The sequence below is a fragment of the Mycobacterium sp. genome (assembly GCF_035274705.1).
Lineage (GTDB): Bacteria > Actinomycetota > Actinomycetes > Mycobacteriales > Mycobacteriaceae > Mycobacterium.
This window is the reverse complement of sequence record NZ_DATENY010000098.1, coordinates 1-21,237: the sequence shown is the minus strand read 5'-3', so window position 1 is coordinate 21,237 and position 21,237 is coordinate 1. Positions and strand designations below refer to the sequence as shown.

General features: G+C 64.5%; 22 protein-coding genes. 13 read left to right on the top strand and 9 right to left on the bottom strand.

The window, feature by feature from the left end:
- Positions 1 to 3 precede the first annotated feature (3 nt).
- Positions 4 to 744 (top strand): SDR family NAD(P)-dependent oxidoreductase, encoded by a 741-nt coding sequence (locus VJV41_RS20760; RefSeq protein WP_325336907.1) that lies wholly within the window; start codon positions 4 to 6, stop codon positions 742 to 744.
- Positions 745 to 834: 90 nt separating this feature from the next.
- Here the strand turns inward: VJV41_RS20760 and VJV41_RS20755 are convergent, their stop codons facing one another.
- The gene (locus VJV41_RS20755; RefSeq protein ID WP_325336906.1) at positions 835 to 1,767 is read right to left on the bottom strand and encodes a hypothetical protein; all 933 of its coding nucleotides are present in this window, start codon (positions 1,765 to 1,767) and stop codon (positions 835 to 837) included.
- 46 nt (positions 1,768 to 1,813) lie between these two features.
- On the opposite strand from VJV41_RS20755, the gene VJV41_RS20750 reads away from it, so the two are divergent.
- Both VJV41_RS20750 and VJV41_RS20745 read left to right on the top strand, forming a co-directional pair.
- Positions 1,814 to 2,203: a hypothetical protein gene (locus VJV41_RS20750; protein WP_325336905.1), complete on the top strand. Its 390-nt coding sequence runs from the start codon at positions 1,814 to 1,816 to the stop codon at positions 2,201 to 2,203.
- A 480-nt stretch (positions 2,204 to 2,683) separates the two neighbouring features.
- On the top strand, positions 2,684 to 3,025 hold the full coding sequence (locus VJV41_RS20745) for a hypothetical protein (RefSeq protein ID WP_325336904.1): 342 nt from the start codon (positions 2,684 to 2,686) through the stop codon (positions 3,023 to 3,025).
- Between the two features lie 6 nt (positions 3,026 to 3,031).
- Here VJV41_RS20745 and VJV41_RS20740 read toward each other — a convergent pair whose 3' ends face one another.
- Positions 3,032 to 3,457, bottom strand: a complete 426-nt coding sequence (locus VJV41_RS20740) for a hypothetical protein (RefSeq protein ID WP_325336903.1) — start codon at positions 3,455 to 3,457, stop codon at positions 3,032 to 3,034.
- A gap of 61 nt (positions 3,458 to 3,518) precedes the next feature.
- Between VJV41_RS20740 and VJV41_RS20735 the strand changes: the two genes are divergently transcribed.
- Positions 3,519 to 4,019 carry a hypothetical protein gene (locus VJV41_RS20735; RefSeq protein ID WP_325336902.1) on the top strand — a complete coding sequence of 167 codons (501 nt, stop codon included), beginning with the start codon at positions 3,519 to 3,521 and terminating at the stop codon, positions 4,017 to 4,019.
- Here the strand turns inward: VJV41_RS20735 and VJV41_RS20730 are convergent.
- Positions 4,016 to 5,575, bottom strand: coding sequence for a serine/threonine-protein kinase (locus VJV41_RS20730; RefSeq protein WP_325336901.1), 1,560 nt, complete (start codon positions 5,573 to 5,575; stop codon positions 4,016 to 4,018). The two genes, VJV41_RS20735 and VJV41_RS20730, sit on opposite strands and share 4 nt — an antisense overlap.
- 324 nt (positions 5,576 to 5,899) lie before the next feature.
- Between VJV41_RS20730 and VJV41_RS20725 the strand changes: the two genes are divergently transcribed.
- Together VJV41_RS20725 and VJV41_RS20720 are read left to right on the top strand one after the other, a co-directional pair.
- Complete coding sequence (locus tag VJV41_RS20725; RefSeq protein WP_325336932.1) at positions 5,900 to 6,613, top strand: cutinase family protein; 714 nt, start codon at positions 5,900 to 5,902, stop codon at positions 6,611 to 6,613.
- A gap of 134 nt (positions 6,614 to 6,747) precedes the next feature.
- Positions 6,748 to 8,016: a L,D-transpeptidase gene (locus tag VJV41_RS20720; RefSeq protein WP_325336900.1), complete on the top strand. Its 1,269-nt coding sequence runs from the start codon at positions 6,748 to 6,750 to the stop codon at positions 8,014 to 8,016.
- Between the two features lie 4 nt (positions 8,017 to 8,020).
- On the opposite strand, the gene VJV41_RS20715 is transcribed toward VJV41_RS20720, so the two are convergent.
- Entirely contained in the window at positions 8,021 to 9,205 is a 1,185-nt protein-coding gene (locus VJV41_RS20715) for an acyl-CoA dehydrogenase family protein (protein WP_325336899.1), read from the bottom strand.
- A gap of 28 nt (positions 9,206 to 9,233) precedes the next feature.
- Entirely contained in the window at positions 9,234 to 10,022 is a 789-nt protein-coding gene (locus VJV41_RS20710; protein WP_325336898.1) for an SDR family NAD(P)-dependent oxidoreductase, read from the bottom strand.
- Between the two features lie 871 nt (positions 10,023 to 10,893).
- Between VJV41_RS20710 and VJV41_RS20705 the strand changes: the two genes are divergently transcribed.
- The 4 genes from VJV41_RS20705 (at position 10,894) to VJV41_RS20690 (ending at position 16,225) form a co-directional block, all read left to right on the top strand.
- Positions 10,894 to 11,583 carry an esterase gene (locus tag VJV41_RS20705; protein WP_325336897.1) on the top strand — a complete coding sequence of 230 codons (690 nt, stop codon included), beginning with the start codon at positions 10,894 to 10,896 and terminating at the stop codon, positions 11,581 to 11,583.
- Between the two features lie 63 nt (positions 11,584 to 11,646).
- On the top strand, positions 11,647 to 14,490 hold the full coding sequence (locus VJV41_RS20700) for an MMPL family transporter (protein WP_325336896.1): 2,844 nt from the start codon (positions 11,647 to 11,649) through the stop codon (positions 14,488 to 14,490).
- An 81-nt stretch (positions 14,491 to 14,571) separates the two neighbouring features.
- Positions 14,572 to 15,447, top strand: a complete 876-nt coding sequence (locus VJV41_RS20695) for a cutinase family protein (RefSeq protein WP_325336895.1) — start codon at positions 14,572 to 14,574, stop codon at positions 15,445 to 15,447.
- Positions 15,428 to 16,225 carry a DUF1906 domain-containing protein gene (locus VJV41_RS20690; RefSeq protein WP_325336894.1) on the top strand — a complete coding sequence of 266 codons (798 nt, stop codon included), beginning with the start codon at positions 15,428 to 15,430 and terminating at the stop codon, positions 16,223 to 16,225. The genes VJV41_RS20695 and VJV41_RS20690 overlap by 20 nt, the downstream gene beginning before the upstream one ends.
- Before the next feature lie 25 nt (positions 16,226 to 16,250).
- On the opposite strand, the gene VJV41_RS20685 is transcribed toward VJV41_RS20690, so the two are convergent.
- The gene (locus tag VJV41_RS20685) at positions 16,251 to 16,907 is read right to left on the bottom strand and encodes a DUF2510 domain-containing protein (RefSeq protein ID WP_325336893.1); all 657 of its coding nucleotides are present in this window, start codon (positions 16,905 to 16,907) and stop codon (positions 16,251 to 16,253) included.
- 373 nt (positions 16,908 to 17,280) lie between these two features.
- Between VJV41_RS20685 and VJV41_RS20680 the strand changes: the two genes are divergently transcribed.
- The gene (locus VJV41_RS20680; protein ID WP_325336892.1) at positions 17,281 to 17,910 is read left to right on the top strand and encodes a DJ-1/PfpI family protein; all 630 of its coding nucleotides are present in this window, start codon (positions 17,281 to 17,283) and stop codon (positions 17,908 to 17,910) included.
- 35 nt (positions 17,911 to 17,945) lie between these two features.
- Here VJV41_RS20680 and VJV41_RS20675 read toward each other — a convergent pair whose 3' ends face one another.
- Together VJV41_RS20675 and VJV41_RS20670 are read right to left on the bottom strand one after the other, a co-directional pair.
- The gene (locus VJV41_RS20675) at positions 17,946 to 18,605 is read right to left on the bottom strand and encodes a class I SAM-dependent methyltransferase (protein ID WP_325336891.1); all 660 of its coding nucleotides are present in this window, start codon (positions 18,603 to 18,605) and stop codon (positions 17,946 to 17,948) included.
- A gap of 80 nt (positions 18,606 to 18,685) precedes the next feature.
- Positions 18,686 to 19,729 carry an alpha/beta fold hydrolase gene (locus VJV41_RS20670; protein ID WP_325336890.1) on the bottom strand — a complete coding sequence of 348 codons (1,044 nt, stop codon included), beginning with the start codon at positions 19,727 to 19,729 and terminating at the stop codon, positions 18,686 to 18,688.
- Positions 19,730 to 19,846: 117 nt separating this feature from the next.
- Between VJV41_RS20670 and VJV41_RS20665 the strand changes: the two genes are divergently transcribed.
- Both VJV41_RS20665 and VJV41_RS20660 read left to right on the top strand, forming a co-directional pair.
- On the top strand, positions 19,847 to 20,035 hold the full coding sequence (locus tag VJV41_RS20665; protein WP_325336889.1) for a hypothetical protein: 189 nt from the start codon (positions 19,847 to 19,849) through the stop codon (positions 20,033 to 20,035).
- A 413-nt stretch (positions 20,036 to 20,448) separates the two neighbouring features.
- Positions 20,449 to 20,736, top strand: a complete 288-nt coding sequence (locus VJV41_RS20660; RefSeq protein WP_325336888.1) for a CD225/dispanin family protein — start codon at positions 20,449 to 20,451, stop codon at positions 20,734 to 20,736.
- Positions 20,737 to 20,830: 94 nt separating this feature from the next.
- Here VJV41_RS20660 and VJV41_RS20655 read toward each other — a convergent pair.
- A partial coding sequence (locus VJV41_RS20655) for a hypothetical protein (RefSeq protein WP_325336887.1) occupies positions 20,831 to 21,237 on the bottom strand: 407 nt, incomplete at its 5' end.

Sequence of the window (21,237 nt, the reverse complement as noted above, 5' to 3'; positions counted from 1 at the left end):
GCCATGACACAACTGGATGGCAAGGTCGCGTTGGTCACGGGTGCGTCGGCAGGGCTCGGCGCCGCGACCGCGAAACTGTTCGCCGATCGGGGCGCGTCGGTGTTCGGGATAGCGCGTGACGCCGACCGGATGGCCGAGGTGTTCGCGGACGTGCCGGGCGGTAGGTACGCGTCGGTGGACATCTCCGATCCCGCGGCGTGCGCGCAGGCCGTCGCGGACTGCGTCGCCACTTTCGGCCGCCTCGACGTCCTTGCCAACATCGCCGGATTCCACCAGATGCGGCACACGCCGACGATAACCGACGCGGAGTGGGACCAAGACCTCGCGGTGAACCTGAACGGGCCGTTCTACTTGTGCCGGGCGGCAATTCCGCATCTGCTGGAGGCCGGCGGAAACATCGTCAACGTCTCATCCATCGCCGGCGTGGAGGGTGAGGTGTACTCCGCCGGCTACTGCGCGGCGAAGCATGGGCTCATCGGGCTGACGCGTGCATTGGCCATCGAGTTCACCAAGGCGAACTTGCGCGTCAATGCGGTGTGCCCCGGTGGTATGCCGACGGCGCAGTCGACAGAGTTCCAGGCGCCTGACAACGCAGACTGGGATCTGATCCTTCGCATCGCATCGCCACGCGGATTCATGGAAACCGTCGATGTGGCCAAGGCGATCGCGTTCCTCGCAAGTGACGACGCGGCAGCCATCCACGGTGCGGTCTACCGCGTCGACAACGGCAAAGGCGCCGACTGACGGCTAGGCATTCGCCTCGAAACTGCGGACAGATCGTCGATGTGCGCGAGATCGTGATCTGTCCGCAGTTTCGGCGTGCATGGGCCGTCCTTAGTGCTGTGGCCGCCGCCGTCCGAGATAGATGCTCATCCCGATCGCGCCGAAGCCCAGCGCCACGATCACTGCGGCCGCCACGATGAGGAAGATGTCGCGGCGATCCAGGCCCGACGACGAGTCGTCCGAGACCAACCTCATCTGATAGTCGCCCGGCAGCGGCGCCTCTCGCGGATCGTCAAGGCCGGGGAACTGCTGTGTGCGGTGAATCTCGAATTGCCGTTCACCGGACGGGGTTTGCGTCCACACACCCCATGCCGGCGTGGCACCGTCGAGCAACACCTTGCGCTCCCCGTAACGGGTGTCGTCACCGACGTCGACGATGCGCCGGACACGGAACGGCTCGTAGGCACCCGTCGAGTACCGAACCTGTACCGGGACATTGTCATAACGCCACACCGGCGGCGGGGGCGGCGGCAACGGCAATCCGACACCGGGGAAGAAACCGCCGCCGAAAAAAGTGCCGACCGCGACGGCGGCCGCCGTCTCGACAACGTCGACAGCGGTGTTGACCGCATCGAAGACCGCAGCCGTGAAGCTGTATGCGGCGAACTGCGCCACCTCCAACACAATTCGCGCCAGCGGCGGGATCCACACGATGCGGGGCGCGTTTTCGTACACGTAGATGACCCGCACCGGGGCGTGATAGGGGTTGAGGATTATCGGGCGGTAGTAGTCGTCGTACTGAACCCAGTCCGGGCTCCACTGCCGGACGGGGTGATCCCACACACGATCGTTACCGAGACGGACGTCGGCGTTTGCGCCCCCGCTGATGCCATCTCGACCACCGACGTTCAGGTTGATCGAACTCGCGAACGCCGCGATGTCGTCCTTCGGCGCCGGCTCTGGCTTGGCCTCAACGGGTTTCGCGTTCTTGGCGACTTCGAGGTCCTCCTTGGGCGCCTGCAGCGTTTGCGGAGTCTCGATCACCGCAGCGGCCTGCGAGAGGTTCGACGACGACGGCGCGACGCCGGACGTGCGGGGGCTCGTCGACGCTGTCGGGCTGCCACTGGACGTCGGTGACTCGCTGAGCACCGAACTCGGCGGCACCAACGCCGCCGACGGGGCCACGGCGCTGGCAGATACGGTCGCCGAGTCGCTCTGGGTGGCCGTGGTGGGCGCCAGGCTTGCCGCGCTCTGTGCCGGTGCCGACGCGGGCGCCGCGGTTGACGACGCGGGCGCAGCGGTTGACGACGCGGCGGGCGGCTCACTCGTCGACGGTGCCACCACACGCGGCGCCGGCGGCTCGGTGCTCGTCGACGGCGGATTCACCGCGGTCGTGGGTGTCGCCACAGTGGACGGCGCGACGATCGCCGCGGTGCTGGTCTGCGCCGGTGACGGCGGCGGCTGCGGCGCCTGCGTCTGAGTTTGGGTTTGAGTTGCCTCGACACTCGGCGGCGTCTGCACCGGCGCCTTTGGCGGCGCCTGCGATGGCACCTCGGCCGCCGTCGTCTGCTCCGGAGCGACAACTTCCGGCTCAGGCGCGGGGACCGTGGTCGTCGGCACGACCGGATCGGTGTGCGGTTTGGCGTAGGCGGGGGCAACCCCTCCGGTGAGGGCTGTCAGGGAGATGACCACTCCAAATGTCAGCCCGGCGACGAGACTTCGTCCATAGCGGATATCAACCGGTGCACGCACGTGCATCGACTCCTTTTGCCATGCGCAGCCATCTCCCCCAACGCTGGGCCTGGACCAGCAGCTGCCGCGGCATTTGCGGATGCTGGTGCAGTCCCCTCAGCGGCACGAACATCCAGCAAGTTCATCGTTGGTTCGGCGGATCTGTTACAGCCGAAGGAGGAGAATCGAGAACGGCGAGTACAAACGTGCAGCCGCCCGGAGGGCTGTCATGTCATTCACGCGGGGGACGTTCGCGGTCGGCCTGGTTGCCGCCGCGGTGTCGATCGCCGTCGCGCCTCCCGTAGCGGCCGAACCGGTCTGGCCGGTGGCGGGCGCCGAGTCAGCAGCAGCGACCATCGCCGACCTGGAAGCCCAGGGCTACGACGTGCAGATCAACTGGGTGAGCGGCGTGAGCAACGTCGATCTGACGGAGTGCAAGGTCCTTGCGATCCACAACCCGGACAATTCGCCGGGCAACGAGGGCATGTTCACGACGGTCTACGTGGACGTCTCGTGTCCAAACCGCGACGACGACTCCTGGGGCGGCATCGGAATCGGCATCGGCTTCTGAGCGCCGTCAGATACGCGTCAGCGTGAAATAGACCGGATGGGCATAGCCGGGCGCTTCCGGGCTCGCATAACCCGGCGCGTCAGGACACAAGGCGGGAGCCATGTTGATGAAGGTGCCTTCCTGCCGTGGCGCATCGACCTTGAAGACCACAGTTCCCGGCGATGTGCCGTCGTTGTTGCACTTCGTTCCGTCGGGAAGGTTGACGACGAATCTCCACACGTCGCCCCATGGTCGGGCATCGGCGCTCCAACCGCTGCTATCGACAATGTGCGCACAGTCAGGACCGCACGACGTGACCGTCCACGTTGAACTGAGCCCGGGGCCGTTGGGGATGAACGTGCCGCTGAAGTTGTCCGCGTGAGTCGGGCTTGCGAAGCCGACGGCGGCGCCGGCGAGGACTATCACCGCCGTCGAACCCGTGACGCTTCTCATGCACAAAGTGTGCATTTCCAAGTGCGACTTCACGCGAAATCCGCGTGCTTAGACTCCTCCCGTGTTCAGGCGCCTGTCCGTTTCGCTAGCCGCGACCGCAGCGCTGGTCAGCTGTACCAGTAACTCAGGCACGACATCGACCACGACCACGTCGACGACAACAACCGTGACGACCACGACGACCGTCGCCGCACCGCCGCCTACGCAAGGACCGCGAGTCGAGAAGTGGGTGGACCTGCAAGTCGGTGAGTGCCTGGCTGACCCACCGCCGAGTGATCCGAGCGTGGTGACCGTCGCCGTCGTCGACTGCGGTTCAGCCCACGCGGCGGAGGTCTATCTGCGGGCGGCGGTAGAGGTCAACGCGGCACTCGACGATGTCGCGAATCAGCAATGCGGCACCGGATTGGCTCAGTACACCGGGCGGTCCACCAGCCCTTACACGACGACGTACCTCATCGACTCCGAGCAGGATCGAACGTCGAACAACCCGATGCCGAGCACTGTGATCTGTCTGCTCCAGGACGCGAACGGCGGACCGCTGACCGGGTCCGCTCGGCACTAACTCGACGCGTACTCCAGCACGGATTCGTTCGAGTCGATATGGCCGTGGCTGATGATGGTCAGCCGATCAGGGCGCACTTCGTAACGCGTGCCGTCGGCGGGGTTGGTCGCGTCGAATCCCCCGCCAGAGCGCGCCGCGTTGGCAAGTTGGAGGTTCGCGCCGTCGCTCAGTCGCTCTCCGCGGTAGTAGAAGCTACCCGGCGACGTCTGACAGACCACGGCAAGTGACTGGGCAGTGCGAACCATTGCGGCGGGTGTGCTTCCTGAGTCGCAGCGGGCCGAATGGGCGATGAAGCCTTGCGCGTCGGCGCCGGTCACGCCCGGCGGCGCCGAACCGGTCGAACTCGGTGTGCTTGTCGGCGTGGTCGACGTCGTCGACGGCGCATCGGTAGTCGTTGACGTCGTCGTTTCGTCGGTCGTGCTGCTCGGAGCGGGCGGCGGCAGCGCCACGGTCGTCTGCGGCGACGTGCCGTCGTTCTGGTTCATCGTGGCCAACGTCGCTGCGAGGACTGCGGCAACGCCGAACAAGACGATCACCGCCGCAGCGAGGATGACTTGTCCGCGGCCGAATCGCGGGCGGCGCGCGGGCGATTCGGGAGGTCGAGCCGGCGGCGGGTACGGCGTGTAACCCGTCGCGGCAGGGTTGGGAAACACTGCGGAGAACTGCCGGGTGTCTTGCGGCTGGCTGGGAGTGGCCGCGGGGGCGGACGGCGGCGCGGGGATGGCGAGGGCCACGGTGGCCGCCTTGGCTAGTTCGCCGGCGGAGGTGTACCTCTCGGCGGGTTGTTTGGCCATGCCACGGGCGATGACGTCGTCGAATGCGCGGCTGATTCCCCGGCGCATGATGCTCGGCCGCGGCGGGGGCGAGAACATGTGCGCGCTCATCAATTGCCTCAAGTCCGCGGCTTCGAATGGTGGCCGCCCGGTGAGGCTTTCGTAGAGCAGGCAGGCCAGCGAGTAAACGTCCGAACCCGGCCCGACGGGGCCGCCGCTGAACCGTTCCGCGGCCATGTAGGCGCACGATCCGATCAGCATGCCCGTCGAGGTCACGCTGGCGTCGCCGCCGGCGTGCACGATCCCGAAGTCGACGAGGTAGGCGAAGTCATCGGGAGTGAGCAGTACATTCTCCGGCTTGATATCGCGGTGAACCAGGCCGTCGGCGTGTGCGGCGTCGAGCGCGGCGGCGATCTGCGTGATGATCGACGTGGCCCGCGCCGGCTCGATCGGTCCGGTGCTGCGCAACACGTCCTTCAAGCTGGCGCCTTCGACAAGGCGCATGTCGATGTAGAGAACACCGTCGATGTCGCCGAAATCGTGCACCGGGATGACGTGGGGTTCTTGTAGTCGAGCCGCGACGCGGGACTCGCGGCGGAAGCGCTCCTGAAAGCTGTGATCGGCTGCCATCTCAGGACGCAACAGCTTGAGCGCGACGGCTCGTTCTCGCACCGTGTCGTACGCCCGGTACACCTCCCCCATTCCGCCCACGCCGATCAGCGACTGCAGCTCGTAAGGGCCGAACCGGGTGCCCAGACGCGAGCCGCCTTTGGGCGAGGCCATCTGCAGTCCTTTCCAATCCATCCCCGACACGTGCCCGCGGCCACCCTCCGGCGCGACGAGCGGCTTGTCTCGGGTTCCCACATTAGGTGGAAAATTAACGCCGCGGTGGTTGGACCTCTAGCCGTGTCGTCGAATTCGTCACTGCCGCAAAGTGATTGGCGTTTGCTGCGGGTGGCTGCTATCCAGTCCGACCCGGGGCTCGCCGAGCGCGGCGCATTTCGTCCAATTAGTATTCAGATTGGCTAACCGTTCGATCGACGAGGGGCATCAATGGTCAGCGAGCACCTGGACGCGCGCCGAATCGCCTGTTTTTTCGCGGCTGTGATGGCGACTACTTCCGTGGTGTTGGGTTCAACTGCCGGGCTTGGATCGGCGTCGGCCGAGGCCTGCCCCGACGTGGAGGCGGTGTTCGCACGTGGCACGACCGAGACACCTGGCGTAGGCGGCATCGGGCAGGCGTTCATCGACTCGCTGCAGGCGCAGCTCGGCCCGAAGTTCGTGAGAACCTATGCGGTCGACTACCCGGCCAGTACGGATTTCCCGACGGCCGCTCAAGGGGTGATCGACGCCGCCGATCATGTCCGGCAGATGGCTGCGATCTGCCCGAAAACGAAGATGGTGCTCGGCGGATATTCGCAGGGCGCAGCAGTGATCGGTTACGTCACCGCGGCAACGATTCCCGCCGGGTATGCGGTGCCGCCTGGCATCACCGGTCCAATGCCGCCGGACGTTGCGGATCACGTCGCCGCGGTCGCTCTGCTGGGGAAACCGTCGAGCAGGTTCTTGAACAGGATCGATGCGCCGCCGATCGCGATCGGCCCGATCTATGCGTCCAAGACGATCGACCAATGCATTCCTGAGGACCCGATCTGTTCCAACGACGGCGGCAACATCGCCGCGCACGGCGACTATGTGGCGAATGGCATGGTCGACCAGGCTGCGCAATACGCCGCGGCTGCGGTGATCCGCTCGTCAGGCCCGCCGGTGCCCGCAGACGCGACTGTCAGCAGCACGGCAACACACCTTGCGCCAGGCTGAAATAGAGCAAGGGCGCTGGGACGCAACGGATATCGGAACGCATCGGTTTCGTAACCGTGCCGTCGTCACGGGTTGGCGCCAACACCCTAGGATGAGTGCTCCTACGTTTCTTTTGAGGGGTTTCGGGATCGTCGTTGAGCATTGATCGTGGCCGCAAGCGCGCGTTATGCCTGGCCGTACTCCTCATCGTCACTGCGTTATTGCCAGCGGCAGGAAGCGCCGCCAGCGCACGCTGCTGCGACCGCAAGGCAGCTGCAGTATCGACCACTGCCGCCCCGGAGACTTCAGCCCCACCATTGCCGGCATTCGTCACCGTCACGCCGCCACCGGCAGCCCAAGACGTCTCCCCCTCTGCGCGCGTGCTGGTGCGCGCATCCGTCGGAACGCTCACCGACGTACAGATGGTCAACGAAGACGGCAAGGCGATCGCGGGCATCCTGACGCCCGATCGCCAAGTGTGGAAACCGGCGGTGCCGCTGGGCTACGGACGCACCTACACACTGACCATTCGCAGTCGCGGCCTGGGCGGCATGCCCGCGGCGCAGACGTCGACGTTTTCAACCCTGACCCCCGGCGACCAGGCTGCGGTCGAACTCACCACCACCGCGGGTGCGTCGCTGGTCGAAGGTGCGACCTATGGCGTGGGCACCGTGATCGTGGCTCGCTTCGACGAGCCCATCGAAGACCGCGCGGCCGTCGAACGCCGGCTCGTTGTCACGACCAACCCGCGCGTCGCCGGGTCGTGGTACTGGGTGGACGACCAGACGGCCCACTGGCGTCCGGAACGGTATTACGCGCCGGGCACGACGGTGACCGTCGACGCGAACATCTACGGCGCCGCGCTGGGCGGTGGCATGTACGGCGAGGACGACCAGCACGTCTCGTTCCGCATCGGGGATGCGCACGTGTCGATCGCCGATGACAACACCAAGCAGGTCAGCGTGTACGACAACGGCAAGCTGGTCCGCACGATGCCGACGTCGATGGGCATGGGCGGCACCGAGACAATCGGCGGCACGACGTTGTCGTTCTGGACGCCACCGGGCATCTACACCGTGATGGACAAGGCCAATCCGGTGATCATGGACTCCTCGACGTTCGGATTGCCGATCAACTCGCGGCTGGGCTATCGCGAGACCATCCCCTACGCCACTCGCATCAGCAAGGACGGCATCTATCTGCATCAGCTCAACGCAACGGTATGGGCGCAGGGCAACACCGACACCTCGCACGGATGCCTGAACCTCAATTCCGACAACGCCCAGTGGTTCTTCAACTTCTCTGTGCCGGGCGATGTTGTGGAGGTGCGCAACACCGGCGGCAAACCGCTGCAGCTCTGGCAGAACGGCGACTGGACGATGCCGTGGGATCAATGGCGCAAGGGCAGCGCGCTCGGGCCGTAAGGGATTAGAGCCCGACCTGGTCCTCGACGATGCCGAGCCAGATCTGTGCCGCGTCGATGGCCACCTTCTCACTGATGAAGGCGTGCTGCGTTCCGGTGTACATGTCGCGGAACGCGCGTTCGAGGCGCGTGCCCTCGCGGATCGAGCTCGTGCCTGCGACCAAGTGGGCCCATTCGGCGCAACTGCGGGCCACGTCGGTCGCGTAGACGGCGGCGGCGCGCATATCGGCGCGCAAAGTTGCGGTTAGGTCGTCGCCCGCGGCGACAGCAGACTCGGCGGTGGTGAATGCGTCGAGCACGAGAAGACGTGCGGCGCGCCAGGCGGCGACGTGGTGGGCGAGGCCTTTCTGGAATGTCGGGCGGCTGGCCAACGACGCCATGTCGCTCATCCGGAACTTTGTCGCGGCGAGCTCCTGGACGTCGTCGAGCATGCTCTTGGCGACGCCGAGTGCCCACGATGCGTGACCTGCCGCAGTCACGGGCATCAGCCCCATGCGGGTGGCTGGTGACGTGCCGCGCCGCGGCTCGCGGACGAAGAGCGGAAAGGTTCGGGTGTGCGGAACGAATACGTCGTCCGCGCTGTAGTCGTAGGATCCGGTTCCTTTGAGCCCTTGGACATACCAGCCGTCGTTGAACGAGATGTCCTCGCGTGCAACGATTGCCACCTGCATATCGGGGATGCCTTCGCTGATCCAGCGCATCTCGCCGTTGTCGATCGGCAGGAACCCGGCAGCGACGTATTGCGAATGACCGATGCCAGAGCCGAAATTCCACGACCCGCTCAACCGGTAACCGCCGTCCACGACGGTCCCCTGCCCGTTGGGGAAGAACTGGCCTCCCATCGTCACGCGGTTGTCGTGTGCGGTGAAGACTTCCGCGAAGCCCTCGTCGGACAGATATGCCGCGGCTGCGAACGATGACGGCAGGTTTGCGATCCCGACCCAGCCGAAAGAGCCATCCTGCCAAGCCATTTCGATCCATGTCTCGATCATGTCGGTGAACGACGGTTCAACACCCCCGGCCGGGACGGGATTGAAGGCCGACATCAGACCGCTGGCCCACATCTCATCGACGATTGCGTCGTTCAGGGTGCGCATCCGCTCGGCTTCAGCGGCCTCCTGTTGGACGAGATCGCGCATGCCGCGGGCCAGCGCGACGACCTGACCGCTCGCTTCGACTGTGGACGTCATGGGCGTTCTCCTACTGCGGGTTTCGATGTCACTTGGGGAAGCCGAAGAGCTGGACCACGCCGTGATCGCGGCCTGCGGTGTAGCCGCCGTCGACGGCGATGGCTTGCCCGCTGACGAAGGACGCCTCGGGCGAGACGAGGAAGGCCGCCATGGCCGCGATCTCTTCGGGTCGGCCCAGCCGTTGCAGGGCATGCTCCTCGGTGATCGAGGCCATCGGTGTCTCCATGCCAGGGAGGCCGAACACGCTGTCGAGCATTGGTGTCGCGATGAAGCCGGGGCAGACGGCGTTCGCGCGGATGCCGCTCGGGCCGTAGTCGAGCGCGATGTTCTTGGTGAGCAGCACGACGCCACCCTTGGCTGCGTTGTATGAGCTGCCGCCGGCCGTCCCTTCCAGGCCTTCGATGCTGGCCACGGTCACGATCGAGCCACGCTCACCAGCGACTCTTGGCTGCTCGATCATCCTGGCCAGGGCCGCCTTGGCCACCAGGAAGGTGCCGGTGAGGTTGATCCCGATCACGCGATCCCATTCGGCACGGTCGAGCAGATGGACCGGGCCGCCACCGGCAACGCCTGCGGCGTGGACGAGTCCGTCGAGGCGGTCGGGCACGGCGGCCATCACTTCGCCGACCGCGGCTTCGTCGGTGATATCGGCTGCCACGAAAGTGAACCGCGAGCCGAGGTCGGGTGCGCAGGCGAGGTCGGCGCCGACGACGGTGCCTCCTTCGGCAAGCAGGCGCTGGGCGGTGGCCAGTCCGATACCAGATGCCGCGCCGGTCACGACGAAGGTTCGGGAATCGGCGCGATCGGCGCTCACCATGTGTACTTCCTCTCTGGCCGCTTCATGGCAGGGGAAGTCTGACACCTGCGCCGCGCTGTTGATGCCGTTTCACGGATAAATCGATACGCCACGACGCGTAATTATCTGGGCGATGAAGTTGCTTGTTCCACGGATCATCAAGGCACAGCAGCGATCCCGGTGTGGATGGCCAGCATGCGACGGCGACCGGTACCACGACGCCCCTGATCGCTGCGAACACATCCATAGCTCGCCCTCCCCAAACGTTGCGGGCCGCAGCTTGTGGATCAATTTTTACGGCGGTGTTTGCGCCGCGTGGATCTCACATTTCATGATTCGACCGCGACGAAAGCGCCAACATGCCCCGCGATCGAATTGTTGCGTTTTCCAGAACACACCTTTTGGTCGGCCTTACCGTCAAATTCATGAGACGAGTAATCGTTGGGTTAGCTACAACAATGTTGGTGCCTGGCTGTTTGTGGGTGGGAGCGGGCACGGGCCAGGCCCACCCCGGTCCTGCCCCGCTTCAACTTGGCCCGTTCCTCGCAGACGACAGCGATTGGGGCCCACCACATCACTGGTGCCCGGGTGAGGAGCCGGTGCCCACGACCGGCAATCACATTACTGACCCGTTGAACTGGGACTGGAATGTCTGCCACACCTACTACTTTGTCTGGCCGGGAATGGGCAATGTTTCCAGCTTGATTTGGGACGGAGAAAATCCACCACCGAGACCTCCTCCCGCGCCCGCCCTCAATTTCTGCCCGATCCCACCGTTCTGTCCGTGATGGAGTGGTTTTGCACGGGTTGTCTCACAGCGACGGGTTTCACGACAGGTAATCTCTTCGGTCGCGGCGGTGGCGCCGCAGTTTGCTCTGAGAGGAAAACCGCCATGCCAAACCTCAAGGTGGCCGTCGCGATCACCGCTGTCGTTCTGTTCGGCTCTTCCGGAGTGGCTGCGGCCGCGCCCAAGAATTACTGCGCCGACCTCAAGGGCGTCCAGATGGGCTCGGTATGCCAGATTCAGCAGGCCGACACCGGGTACAACCTCAATATCAGCTTCCCGACCGACTACCCCGACCAGAAGTCGGTTTCGGAGTACATCACCCAGACGCGCGATGCATTCCTGAACGTGGCCAAGTCGCCCGCGCCCCGCGAACTGCCCTATGAGCTCGACATCACGTCGACGAATTACGGATCGGCGATACCGCCGCGTGGCACGCAGGCCGTGGTGCTCAAGACCTACCAGAACATCGGCGCCGCGCATCCGCAAACGTCGTACAAGGCGTTCAACTGGGACCAGACCTATCGCAAGCCGATCACCTACGACACGCTGTGGCAGCCAACCGCAGATCCGTTGAAAGCTGTCTTCCCGATCGTGCAGGGCGACGTGCAGAAGCAGACCAACCAGCAGGTGTCGATAGCGCCGACTGCCGGCCTCGACCCGATGAACTACCAGGAGTTCGCGATCACCAACGACGGGGTGATCTTCTTCTTCAGCCAGGGCCAGCTGCTGCCCGAGGCCGCCGGGGCCACCCAGATACTGGTCCCGCGCGCCGCGATCGACCCGATGCTGGCATAACGAGCGGCCCACTGTGCGGCCCGATTCTGGTATGACTGAGCCAAATACACCGATGAGGAGCTCGTGAGCGCCCCGACTATCGACCCCGTCACACCCGCCGAGCAGCAACGGAGAACCGGCCTGGCCAGGTGGATCCGCCGGTTGGCGGTCCCGATCATCGTCGGCTGGATAGCGCTCATCGCGGTGCTGAGCGTGACCGTGCCGACGCTCGAAAAAGTTGGCGAGATGCAGGCCGTGTCGATGTCGCCCAAAGAGGCGCCGTCGGTGGCGGCGATGATGCGCGTCGGCAAGGTCTTCAAGGAGTTCGACTCCGACAGCTCAGCCATGATCGTCTTGGAGGGCGACGCGCCGCTCGGCGCGGACGCGCACCGGTTCTACGACGACATGGTCAAAAAGCTCAGGGCCGACACCAAGCACGTCCAGCACATTCAGGACTTCTGGGGTGACCCGCTGACGAGCGCCGGAGCGCAGAGCGAAGACGGGAAGGCCACCTACGTACAGGTGTATCTCGCCGGAAATATGGGCGAAGCTCTCGGCAATGAGTCAGTCACCGCGGTGCAGAAACTCATTGCGGGATTGTCTCCGCCGCCGGGAGTCAAGGTCTACGTGACCGGCGGGCCGGCAATGCAGGCGGACCAACAGAACGCCGGCAACGCCAGCATCAGAATCATCGAGCTCGTGACGGTCGCCGTCATCATCACGATGCTGCTGTTCTTCTATCGGTCGATCGTCACAGTCCTGCTCGTCCTGACGATCCTGGTGTTGAGCTTGTCGGTGACCCGTGGTGTGGTGGCCTTCCTCGGCTACCACGACCTGATCGGGTTGTCGACGTTCGCGACACAGCTCCTGGTAACCCTCGCGATCGCCGCAACGACCGACTACGCGATCTTCCTGATCGGGCGCTACCAAGAGGCCCGCACTGTCGGCGAGGACCGCGAGTCGGCCTACTACACGATGTTCCACGGCACGGCCCACGTCGTGCTGGGCTCGGGCATGACGATCGCCGGCGCGACATTCTGCCTTTCGTTCACCCGGCTGCCGTACTTCCAGACGCTGGGCATCCCGCTCGCGGTCGGAATGGTCGTCGCGGTGATTGTGGCGCTGACCCTGGGGCCCGCGATCATCACGGTCGCGAGCCGCTTCGGATTGCTAGAGCCCAAGCGCGCCATGCGGATTCGTTTTTGGCGACGACTGGGTGCGGCCGTCGTCCGATGGCCGGGATTGATCCTGGTCGTGACGATCCTTCTCGCCTTGATCGGCCTGCTTACCCTGCCGGGCTACCAGCCGAGCTACAACGACCGCAAGTACCTACCCGCGGACCTGCCGGCGAACGAGGGATTCGCGGCCGCAGAACGACATTTCCCGGTCGCCCGGATGAACCCGGAAATGCTGCTCGTCGAAACGGATAAAGACCTTCGCAATTCGGCGGACTTCCTTGTAATCGATCGGATCGCCAAGGCCGTGACGAGGGTGCCCGGCATCGGGAGGGTGCAGTCGATTACGCGTCCCGAGGGTAAACCCCTGAAGTTCAGCACGATTCCGGCTCAGCTCAGTATGAGCGGCACCTTTCAGGAGATGAACCGCTCGTACTCGCAACAAACCATGGACAATATGTTGGTGCAGGCCAACGACATGCAGAAGACCATCGACACGATGACAAAGATGAACTCGTTGATGGGAGAGATGAGCGCCGTCACACATTCGATGGTGGCCAAGACGCGAGACATGACCATCGACATCAACGAATTACGCGATCACATCGCCGATTTCGACGATTTCTTCCGCCCGCTCCGAAATTACCTCTACTGGGAGCCGCACTGCTACGACATCCCGGTCTGCTGGTCGATGCGGTCGGTCTTCGACACGCTCGACGGCATCGACACCATGACCGATGACATCCAGGCGCTGCTTCCGGACCTGGAACGTCTCGACTCCCTGATGCCGCAGCTGATAGCCGTGATGCCGCCGCAGATCGAGACGATGAAGAAGATGCAGACGATGATGCTCTCCATGCACTCGAGCCAGGCGAGCCAGCAGGATCAGCAGGCCGCGATGGACGACAACCGGTCCGCCATGGGTGATGCATTCAACGATTCCCACAACGATGACACCTTCTACTTGCCTCCGGAGATCTTCGACAACAAGGACTTCAAGCGCGGCATGGACAACTTCATCTCCCCCGACGGCCACGCGGTCCGGTTCATCATTTCCCACGAAGAGGATCCGCTCAGCGCGGATGGCATTGAGCGCATCGACGCCATCAAGACCGCCGCTTTTGAAGCCATCAAAGGCACGCCATTGGAGGGATCAAGGGTTTACATCGGCGGCACTGCCTCCACCTTCAAGGACATGCAGGAAGGCAACAAATACGACTTACTGATCGCCGGCATCGCAGCGCTGACACTGATCTTCATCATCATGCTGCTCATCACGCGCAGTGTCGTCGCCGCGGGCGTCATCGTCGGCACCGTGGTTCTGTCGCTCGGCGCATCCTTCGGGTTGTCGGTCCTGTTCTGGCAGCACCTGGTGGGCTTGGACCTGCAGTTCATGGTGATGGCGATGGCGGTCATCATCCTGTTGGCAGTCGGCGCGGACTACAACCTGCTGTTGGTGGCGCGGATGAAGGAAGAGATACCGGCCGGGATCAACACCGGGATCATCCGCGCCATGGGCGGCAGCGGATCCGTCGTCACCGCGGCAGGCCTGGTGTTCGCGTTCACCATGATGTCGATGTCGGTCAGCGCCATGGTCGTGGTCGCCCAAATGGGCACGACGATCGGGATGGGGCTCTTGTTCGACACACTGGTGATTCGGGCATTCATGACGCCGTCGATCGCGGCACTGCTCGGCCCGTGGTTTTGGTGGCCGCAGGTCGTGCGCGCGCGGCCCGCGCGTGCAAGGTGGTAGCACGCTTTCCGGTCACGCGGCGTTCATCGGCTGTTTGATTTTCGAATCGCCCTTGTCGCGCGCTTATGTCAGCATTGCGCGGTGAGGGGACGCCATATCGCTGTTTTCGTCAGTGCTGGAGCAAGTTTGGCGGCGCTGAGCGCAGCCGTTCCGCCCGCGTCCGCGCAGCCGTGCCCCGACGTCGAGGTGGTGTTCGCACGCGGCACCACTGAGGACCCCGGCGTGGGTCCAACAGGACAGGCGTTCGTGGACTCCGTGCGCGCAAGGCTCGGCGCAAAATCGATCGGGGTATATCCCGTGGACTACCCCGCCACGATCGACTTCCCCACGGCTCTGACCGGCGTACGGGACGCGAGCACGCACATCGAAGCAACGGCGGCGAGCTGTCCCAACACCAAGATGGTGCTCGGGGGATTTTCTCAAGGCGCAGCCGTGATGGGCTTTGTCACCGCGAATGTCATACCGGACGGAGCACCTGAGGGCGTACCGAACCCGATGCCGCCCGACGTCGCCAACCACGTCGCCGCAGTGGCCCTGTTCGGCAAACCAAACGCCCGGTTCATGGGAGCGATCAATCAGCCCCAGATCGTCGTCGGCCCGGCGTATGCGGCCAAGACCATGGACTTGTGTGTTCCCGACGACTTCGTTTGTTCGGGCGGAAGGGATTTCAACGCGCACATGCAGTACGCGGACACCGGGATGATCGACCAGGCGGCGACTTTCGCCGCGGGTCGCGTGTTGGCAGACTCCCGCCCTGCCGCACCGACGCCACCGCAAGCACCTGTTCCTGCCGCACCGCCTGCACCCGCCGCGCCACCGCCGCAGGCGCCTGCTCCTGCCGCACCGCCCCCACAATCGCCGGCCCAGGCTCCGCCACCGTTTGACGCGCTTCACCCGCTTCCCCCCGGGACGTTGTTGAGGTGTGACACTGTCTGCCATGTCATCGGCCCGGCGTGACAGGCGCCAACGCAACGCTGTTTCACGACGCGACGTCCTGAGGTATGCGCTATCCGCTCCGGCTCTAGCGGGCCTCGGGGCGGTTGGTTTTTCCGCGCCGAACGCGTCCGCCGCCGGCGTTCAGCTGATCGATTTCGCGGAACGTCTGGTGCCGGCGGATCAGATCGCGGCAGCAGGCTATGCCGGCGCACTGGTCTACGTATCCGAGTTGCGGCCGGGTGCAACTTTCGACTTCAAGCCCGTGACCCGCGAGTATGCGGACGCGCTACGCGCGGCGGGTCTTCAGATCGTCAGCTGTTATCAGTACGGCAAACCGGGTTGGCCGACGCCGTCGGACTACACCCGTGGCTACGACGGCGGCGTGACGGACGCTCAGACAGCTCTGCGGTTGCATGCCGCGGCCGGCGGTCCAGATTCGGCGCCGATCTTCTTCAGTGTCGATGAGGATATCGACCTCAACACGTGGAAAAGCCTTGCGGTCGCGTGGTTTCGAGGTATCAACTCGGTGCTGGGTGTGGGCCGCACCGGCGTATACGGTAGTTCCCGGGTGTGCGGATGGGCTCTGGCAGACGGGGTGATCGGGCGCTCAACCACGGCAGGACACTCGTGGGCATGGCAGACAAAAGCGTGGTCTCATGGCGAGCGCGAACCCGCAGCCGTGCTGTATCAGTCTGTGGTCGTCGGCCCTTCAGAACCGGGTGTGGCGCTGGGAGGCGTTCACGTGGATGTGGACGAAGTGCTCGCGGCCGATTTCGGGCAATGGGATCTCGGGCGATGACTGCGACACGGTTTGGCAGTAGCGGTCAGCGGCATCCGACGCCATGGAGATCCGGCTGCCGGGTGATGGTGACCTGGCTGCCCGAGCCACGAACTCCGATTGTCGGGTAAAAGGGTCCTACCTCGATCCGGAGAAGGTCTTGGGCGGTGCCCCAGGACCAACGAGTGATGTCGGCACCTAGGACGATGCTCTCGGCGCACCAAGCGAGTCGATCGTAGGGAGCATTGATGGGTAGCTGAGGGCGCAGGTTCGCCACCGTTTCGGGAACCCGCAGGGGAACGTGCCACATCTCGAGTCCACGAACAGTGTTGGCACCGGTTGGTGTCGACCCACGGGGCAGCGATATACGAACCAGCTTCGAGTGCGGCGGCCCCACCGATGGAGGCTGCGTCGAAGATGGCGCAGCCAATGCCGGGGACGTTGTGGAGGGCGAAGCAACCTGTTGGTTTCCACTGCTGGCCAAGCGATTCCCGATAACCGCGACGATCACCATCAGCACTACGACGACCGCTATCCAGCACCATGTCGGAATCCTGCGCCGGGACGGCCACGGAGCAATCGGAGCGTGCGTAGTGCCGCGCGGATCGGCTAGATACACGGTCCAATCGCGACCATCGAAATAGCGTTTTCCCGGCGCACCCGAAGGGTCGGGATACCAGCCCGGCAGCAGCGGTACGGTCATGGCTTCCCCTTGTGAAGCAGCTTAGACGCCTTCGGATTGGTTCAGTGAGGAATTAGAGGCCACTCGCCACGTCCCGGACGTAGCACTACTGACTGTGACGCTGCGTGGCGCTCACGCGCCGTACCGTCGCATACCGGGACTACTGCATGGAACTTTTCGCTGGGCAGCGGGAACAGGGGTTGCTGGCACCCATCGAAGGCTAAGCTCGCGCAGTGGGATCGGGCAGACTGGCTCGGCTTCTCGCTACTGGGCGAACAAGAATTCGACAAGACGCTACTCGAGTTGGGCACCGAGCATCTGACGGAAGCCACGGTTTGCCTTGGCGCCCAATGGCTCTGGTGCGAACGCAACGCCGACGCAAAGGGACCACCTCATGATCATCGCCATCGGCCTTTTCCAAGGATTCACCGCCCTGGACGCAATCGGCCCCTATGAGGTACTCACCTATCTGCCCGACGCAGAGGTGGTGATCTGCGCCGAGCACACGGGCGTGCTCGACGACCATAACGACCTTGTGCACCTGCGCGTTGACAGCACATTCGCCGACGTGCCGCGTCCGGATGTGCTGCTTGTGCCCGGCGGTCCGGTCGCGGGCCAGTACGCCGCAGACGGGCATCCGATCGTGGACTGGATCCGCCAGGCCCACCCGCACACCGCGTGGACAACCTCGGTATGCACCGGCGCACTACTGCTCGGCGCCGCGGGGCTGCTTAACGGACTTCCCGCCACCACCCATTGGAGTGCCTACGACGAACTCGCCTCCTACGGCGCCCAACCCACCGAACAGCGCGTGGTCACCGCCGGGCGAATCGTGACCGGCGCCGGTGTCTCCGCCGGCATAGACCTTGCACTGACCCTGGCCGCGAAGATCGCCGGACCCGAAGTAGCCGAGACCATTCAGCTTGCTATCGAATACGATCCTCAGCCGCCATTCGACGCAGGCTCACCGTCGAAGGCGCCAAAACCGATCTACGACATGGCTGTTGCGGCGCTCGGCGATTGACAGCCGGGCACGACCTGAATCGACGACCGTCCAGATCACCGAGTCGCCCGCCCGACAATGAGCGGATGGACGATCGCCGGCATCCCGCGCCACACCATGTCGTCGGCTGCGACATCGAAGCCGCAGGCGCGCATCAGCTCCACGGTCGCGCGGTTACAGCGGCAGCCGCCTGCGAAGCGGCGCCACGGTCCGTCTAGCTTGTCCTGGCACGCCGCAAGGAACCGCGAGCTCGCGCGCACGTGTTCGATGAACAGCAACTGCCCATCCGGGCGGAGCACACGCGCGATCTCGCGGAGCGCACCTTCGGGGTCATCGACGGTGCACAGGACGAGCGTCGAGACGACGGTGTCCACTGACGAATCGGCCAGCGGTAGACAATCGGCGGGCGCGTCGACAATCCGCGCGACGCGCTCATGCCGCTGCAGGCGCCGCGCGAGTCTTCGGCGCATCGCCGCAACGGGCTCGGTGAGCACGAGCCCGTCGAGCCCGTCGGGATATAGCGCAACGTTCAGCCCAGTCCCGGCGCCGATCTCGACAACCCGCCCGCGGGCGTTGCTCAGGAGCGCGCGTCGCCGGCTCTTCATCCCCGCGATCTCGCCCAGCCAGCAAAACGGGTCGTAGACCACGGCCATAATCCGCAGCCACGCCGCAGACGGCGGGCTCATTTGGAGTTCGGCGCTGGCTGTGTCTGTCATGCCGCGAACGTACGGGCGGCCGCATCGTGCGCGCATCGCTCGGAACGGCCATCTTTCGCAGATGGCCCCTTCCGGCTACCTCACAGGAGTCCGAGACGCGCGGCCTCCGCGACGGCGGCCGCCCGCGAGGTGCGACCCAGCTTGCGGCGGATGTTCGCGACGTGGCGATGGACGGTATGCGAGCTCAGCACAAGCTGCTCGGCGATCTCGCGATCGCTCAGTCCCCGTGCGACGCAGGCAAGGATCTCCCTCTCACGACCGGACAGCAGAACCCGCTCCGGCTCGCTTCCGTCTTGCAGCGACGACTGCCCCGGTGCAAGCGCTTGGCGACACGCGCGGATGACGGAATCGACATCACCGTGCCAAGGGAAGTGCGCGCTCCCCTTCAGCGGGATAAATGTCGCGCCGGGAATCGCGGCTGCGACCTCACGCCCGAGCTGGTACGGCACGGCGCGGTCGTCGCGACGATGCACGACCAGCGCCGGTCGGCGGACGAGGGGAAGGTCTGCGCGTACGTCAAGGCGATAGACGAGACCCAGCAACGCGGCAGCGGTCTCGGCGGTCGTCGCCTCCCGCTGGAACCGCGCAAAGCGCTCGTGCTCCGCAGAGCCGGCACCGCTGAGGAAGATGTTGCTGAGCAGGCGCGAGCCAATTCCCCAATGCGCGCGCACCGCTGCGAGAAACGCATCCCCCACACCCGGAGCCGTAATCGCCGCGCCATCGGGGTACGTCCCGTACAGCACCAGGCGCTCCACGCGCTCCGGAAATGCTGCGGCAAATGCAATTGCTGTGCAGCCCCCACACGAGCCGCCGAGGAGCGACACACGCTCGAGCTCAAGCTCGTCGAGGAGCGCACGCAGTGTCGCGACTTCCCCGTCGATGGTCAGATCCGACTGTCGCACCGTGCGGTCCGACATGCCGACGCCGAGCCGGTCGTAGCGGATCAGGGTGTACCCATCCGCGACGCCTTGCCAGAACCGCCGAAAGCCTTCGCTCTGCCAGTCAAGTTCGAGGTGGCTCACCCACCACGCCGGAGCGACGAGCGGTGGACCATCCCCACGCATCTCGTACGCCACGCGACGGGTGCCAAGGGGAAGGAACCGGATCTCAGAGTTCTCCAGCATCGCCATGAGCTTACGGCGGAAGAGGCACTCTGAGCAGCAAAAGAACGGCGAATCGACGAGCCTGCCTGGACGAGCGCGGTGTCATATTACTTCCTGCTCGGTGTCATATTACGCCCAGTGCGAAGCCACACATTTCGGACGGCGTTGGGGCAAAAGCTCTTCCAGGAACACGGTCTGGAAATTGAGGGAGAAGAAAACGCAAAAAGCAACGCCTGCAACGAAACCATGCAGCCGGAATTCTGGGCGACGAGCAAGCGTCGATTGCTGACGGCCATACAGATGGATATGCTTGTCCGCCGCCGCTAATCTCAGCCACGCTCAAGCCGACGCGGCCGTGAACTTTGCCATCAAGGATTTGTGCCCCACGGGATGATGGGCGAACCAATACACAACTGACCGTCACGCAGGTCATGTCAGGCGACTAGGTTGAGTCCGGCCGCCGTTCTATAACGCGATGCAAGGTTTCCGCATTGCGGATTCCCTGCGGCGCAGCGTCATGAGGCAATTTGTGCCGCAAATTGCGATAAATTGCCCACCACACCAACATATTCGAAGCCGTCGGCAAACGTGGCTCGCGCCACGCGATCAAAGCGCGCCGGAATTCCGCAGGGGTTCACACGGCGTAGACGAAATTTCGTCCGTGTCGCCTCTCCGCGGAAGTTTCTGAGGTACGGCAACCAGCACTTCACCCAGCGAACCAGCCTCAAAGAAAGACACTAATGGCTCAACAACCGCGTCCCGGAAAGCAACCGAGTACTCACCTGGTTTTCGCGATCCTGACGACACTGTTCTGCTGCCTTCCACTCGGCATTGTGTCGATCGTGAAAGCGTCTCAAGTTTCTGGTCTGTGGGCTCAAGGCAATTACGCCGGCGCGCAAGCAGCATCGGATAGCGCACGGAAGTGGGCGATGTGGAGCGCGATCTTGGGCATCGCCGCGATCGTCACCTACGGCATTCTCATCGCCGCAGGCGTGGTCAACATGGACATTGACACCAGTACGGCCTGACCTCACCGGACCGTCTGACCGCCAGATAACACTCAGTCAGGCAATCCGGCCGCGATGGCCTCGTCCTGCTTCGGCCCGCATCGGGGCTCCTTCGCTAGCCGGGCAAGCCGTTCTTGACGGCAGTGTCCTGCTTGCTGGCGATTCCCGTCGCAATTTCCGGCGGAACAGGATCGTTGGGGGCGCTGGCGAACTCGAGATCGACCATTGCTCGGCCCTGCGTGAACACAATTTCGGTCAGTGCCTTTGTGTTATCGGTCGACGGGCCGGCGACCATAAACCCGCCCGTACCGATGTCGACCGGCTGCGGCGAACCCGAGATTTTCTGCGCGATAGCGTCTTTCATGTGCGGGATGGTGTCGGCGGCCGCGGCAGGATTGTCGAAGACCGCAACTGTGTCGATGACGAACTGGGTACCCTCCCGGTTCTTGAATGTCTGCCCGGCGCCGGTCACGCCGCTGGGATTCGGTATCGGTGGCCCATCGGCGACGGTGTCGCTGCCGA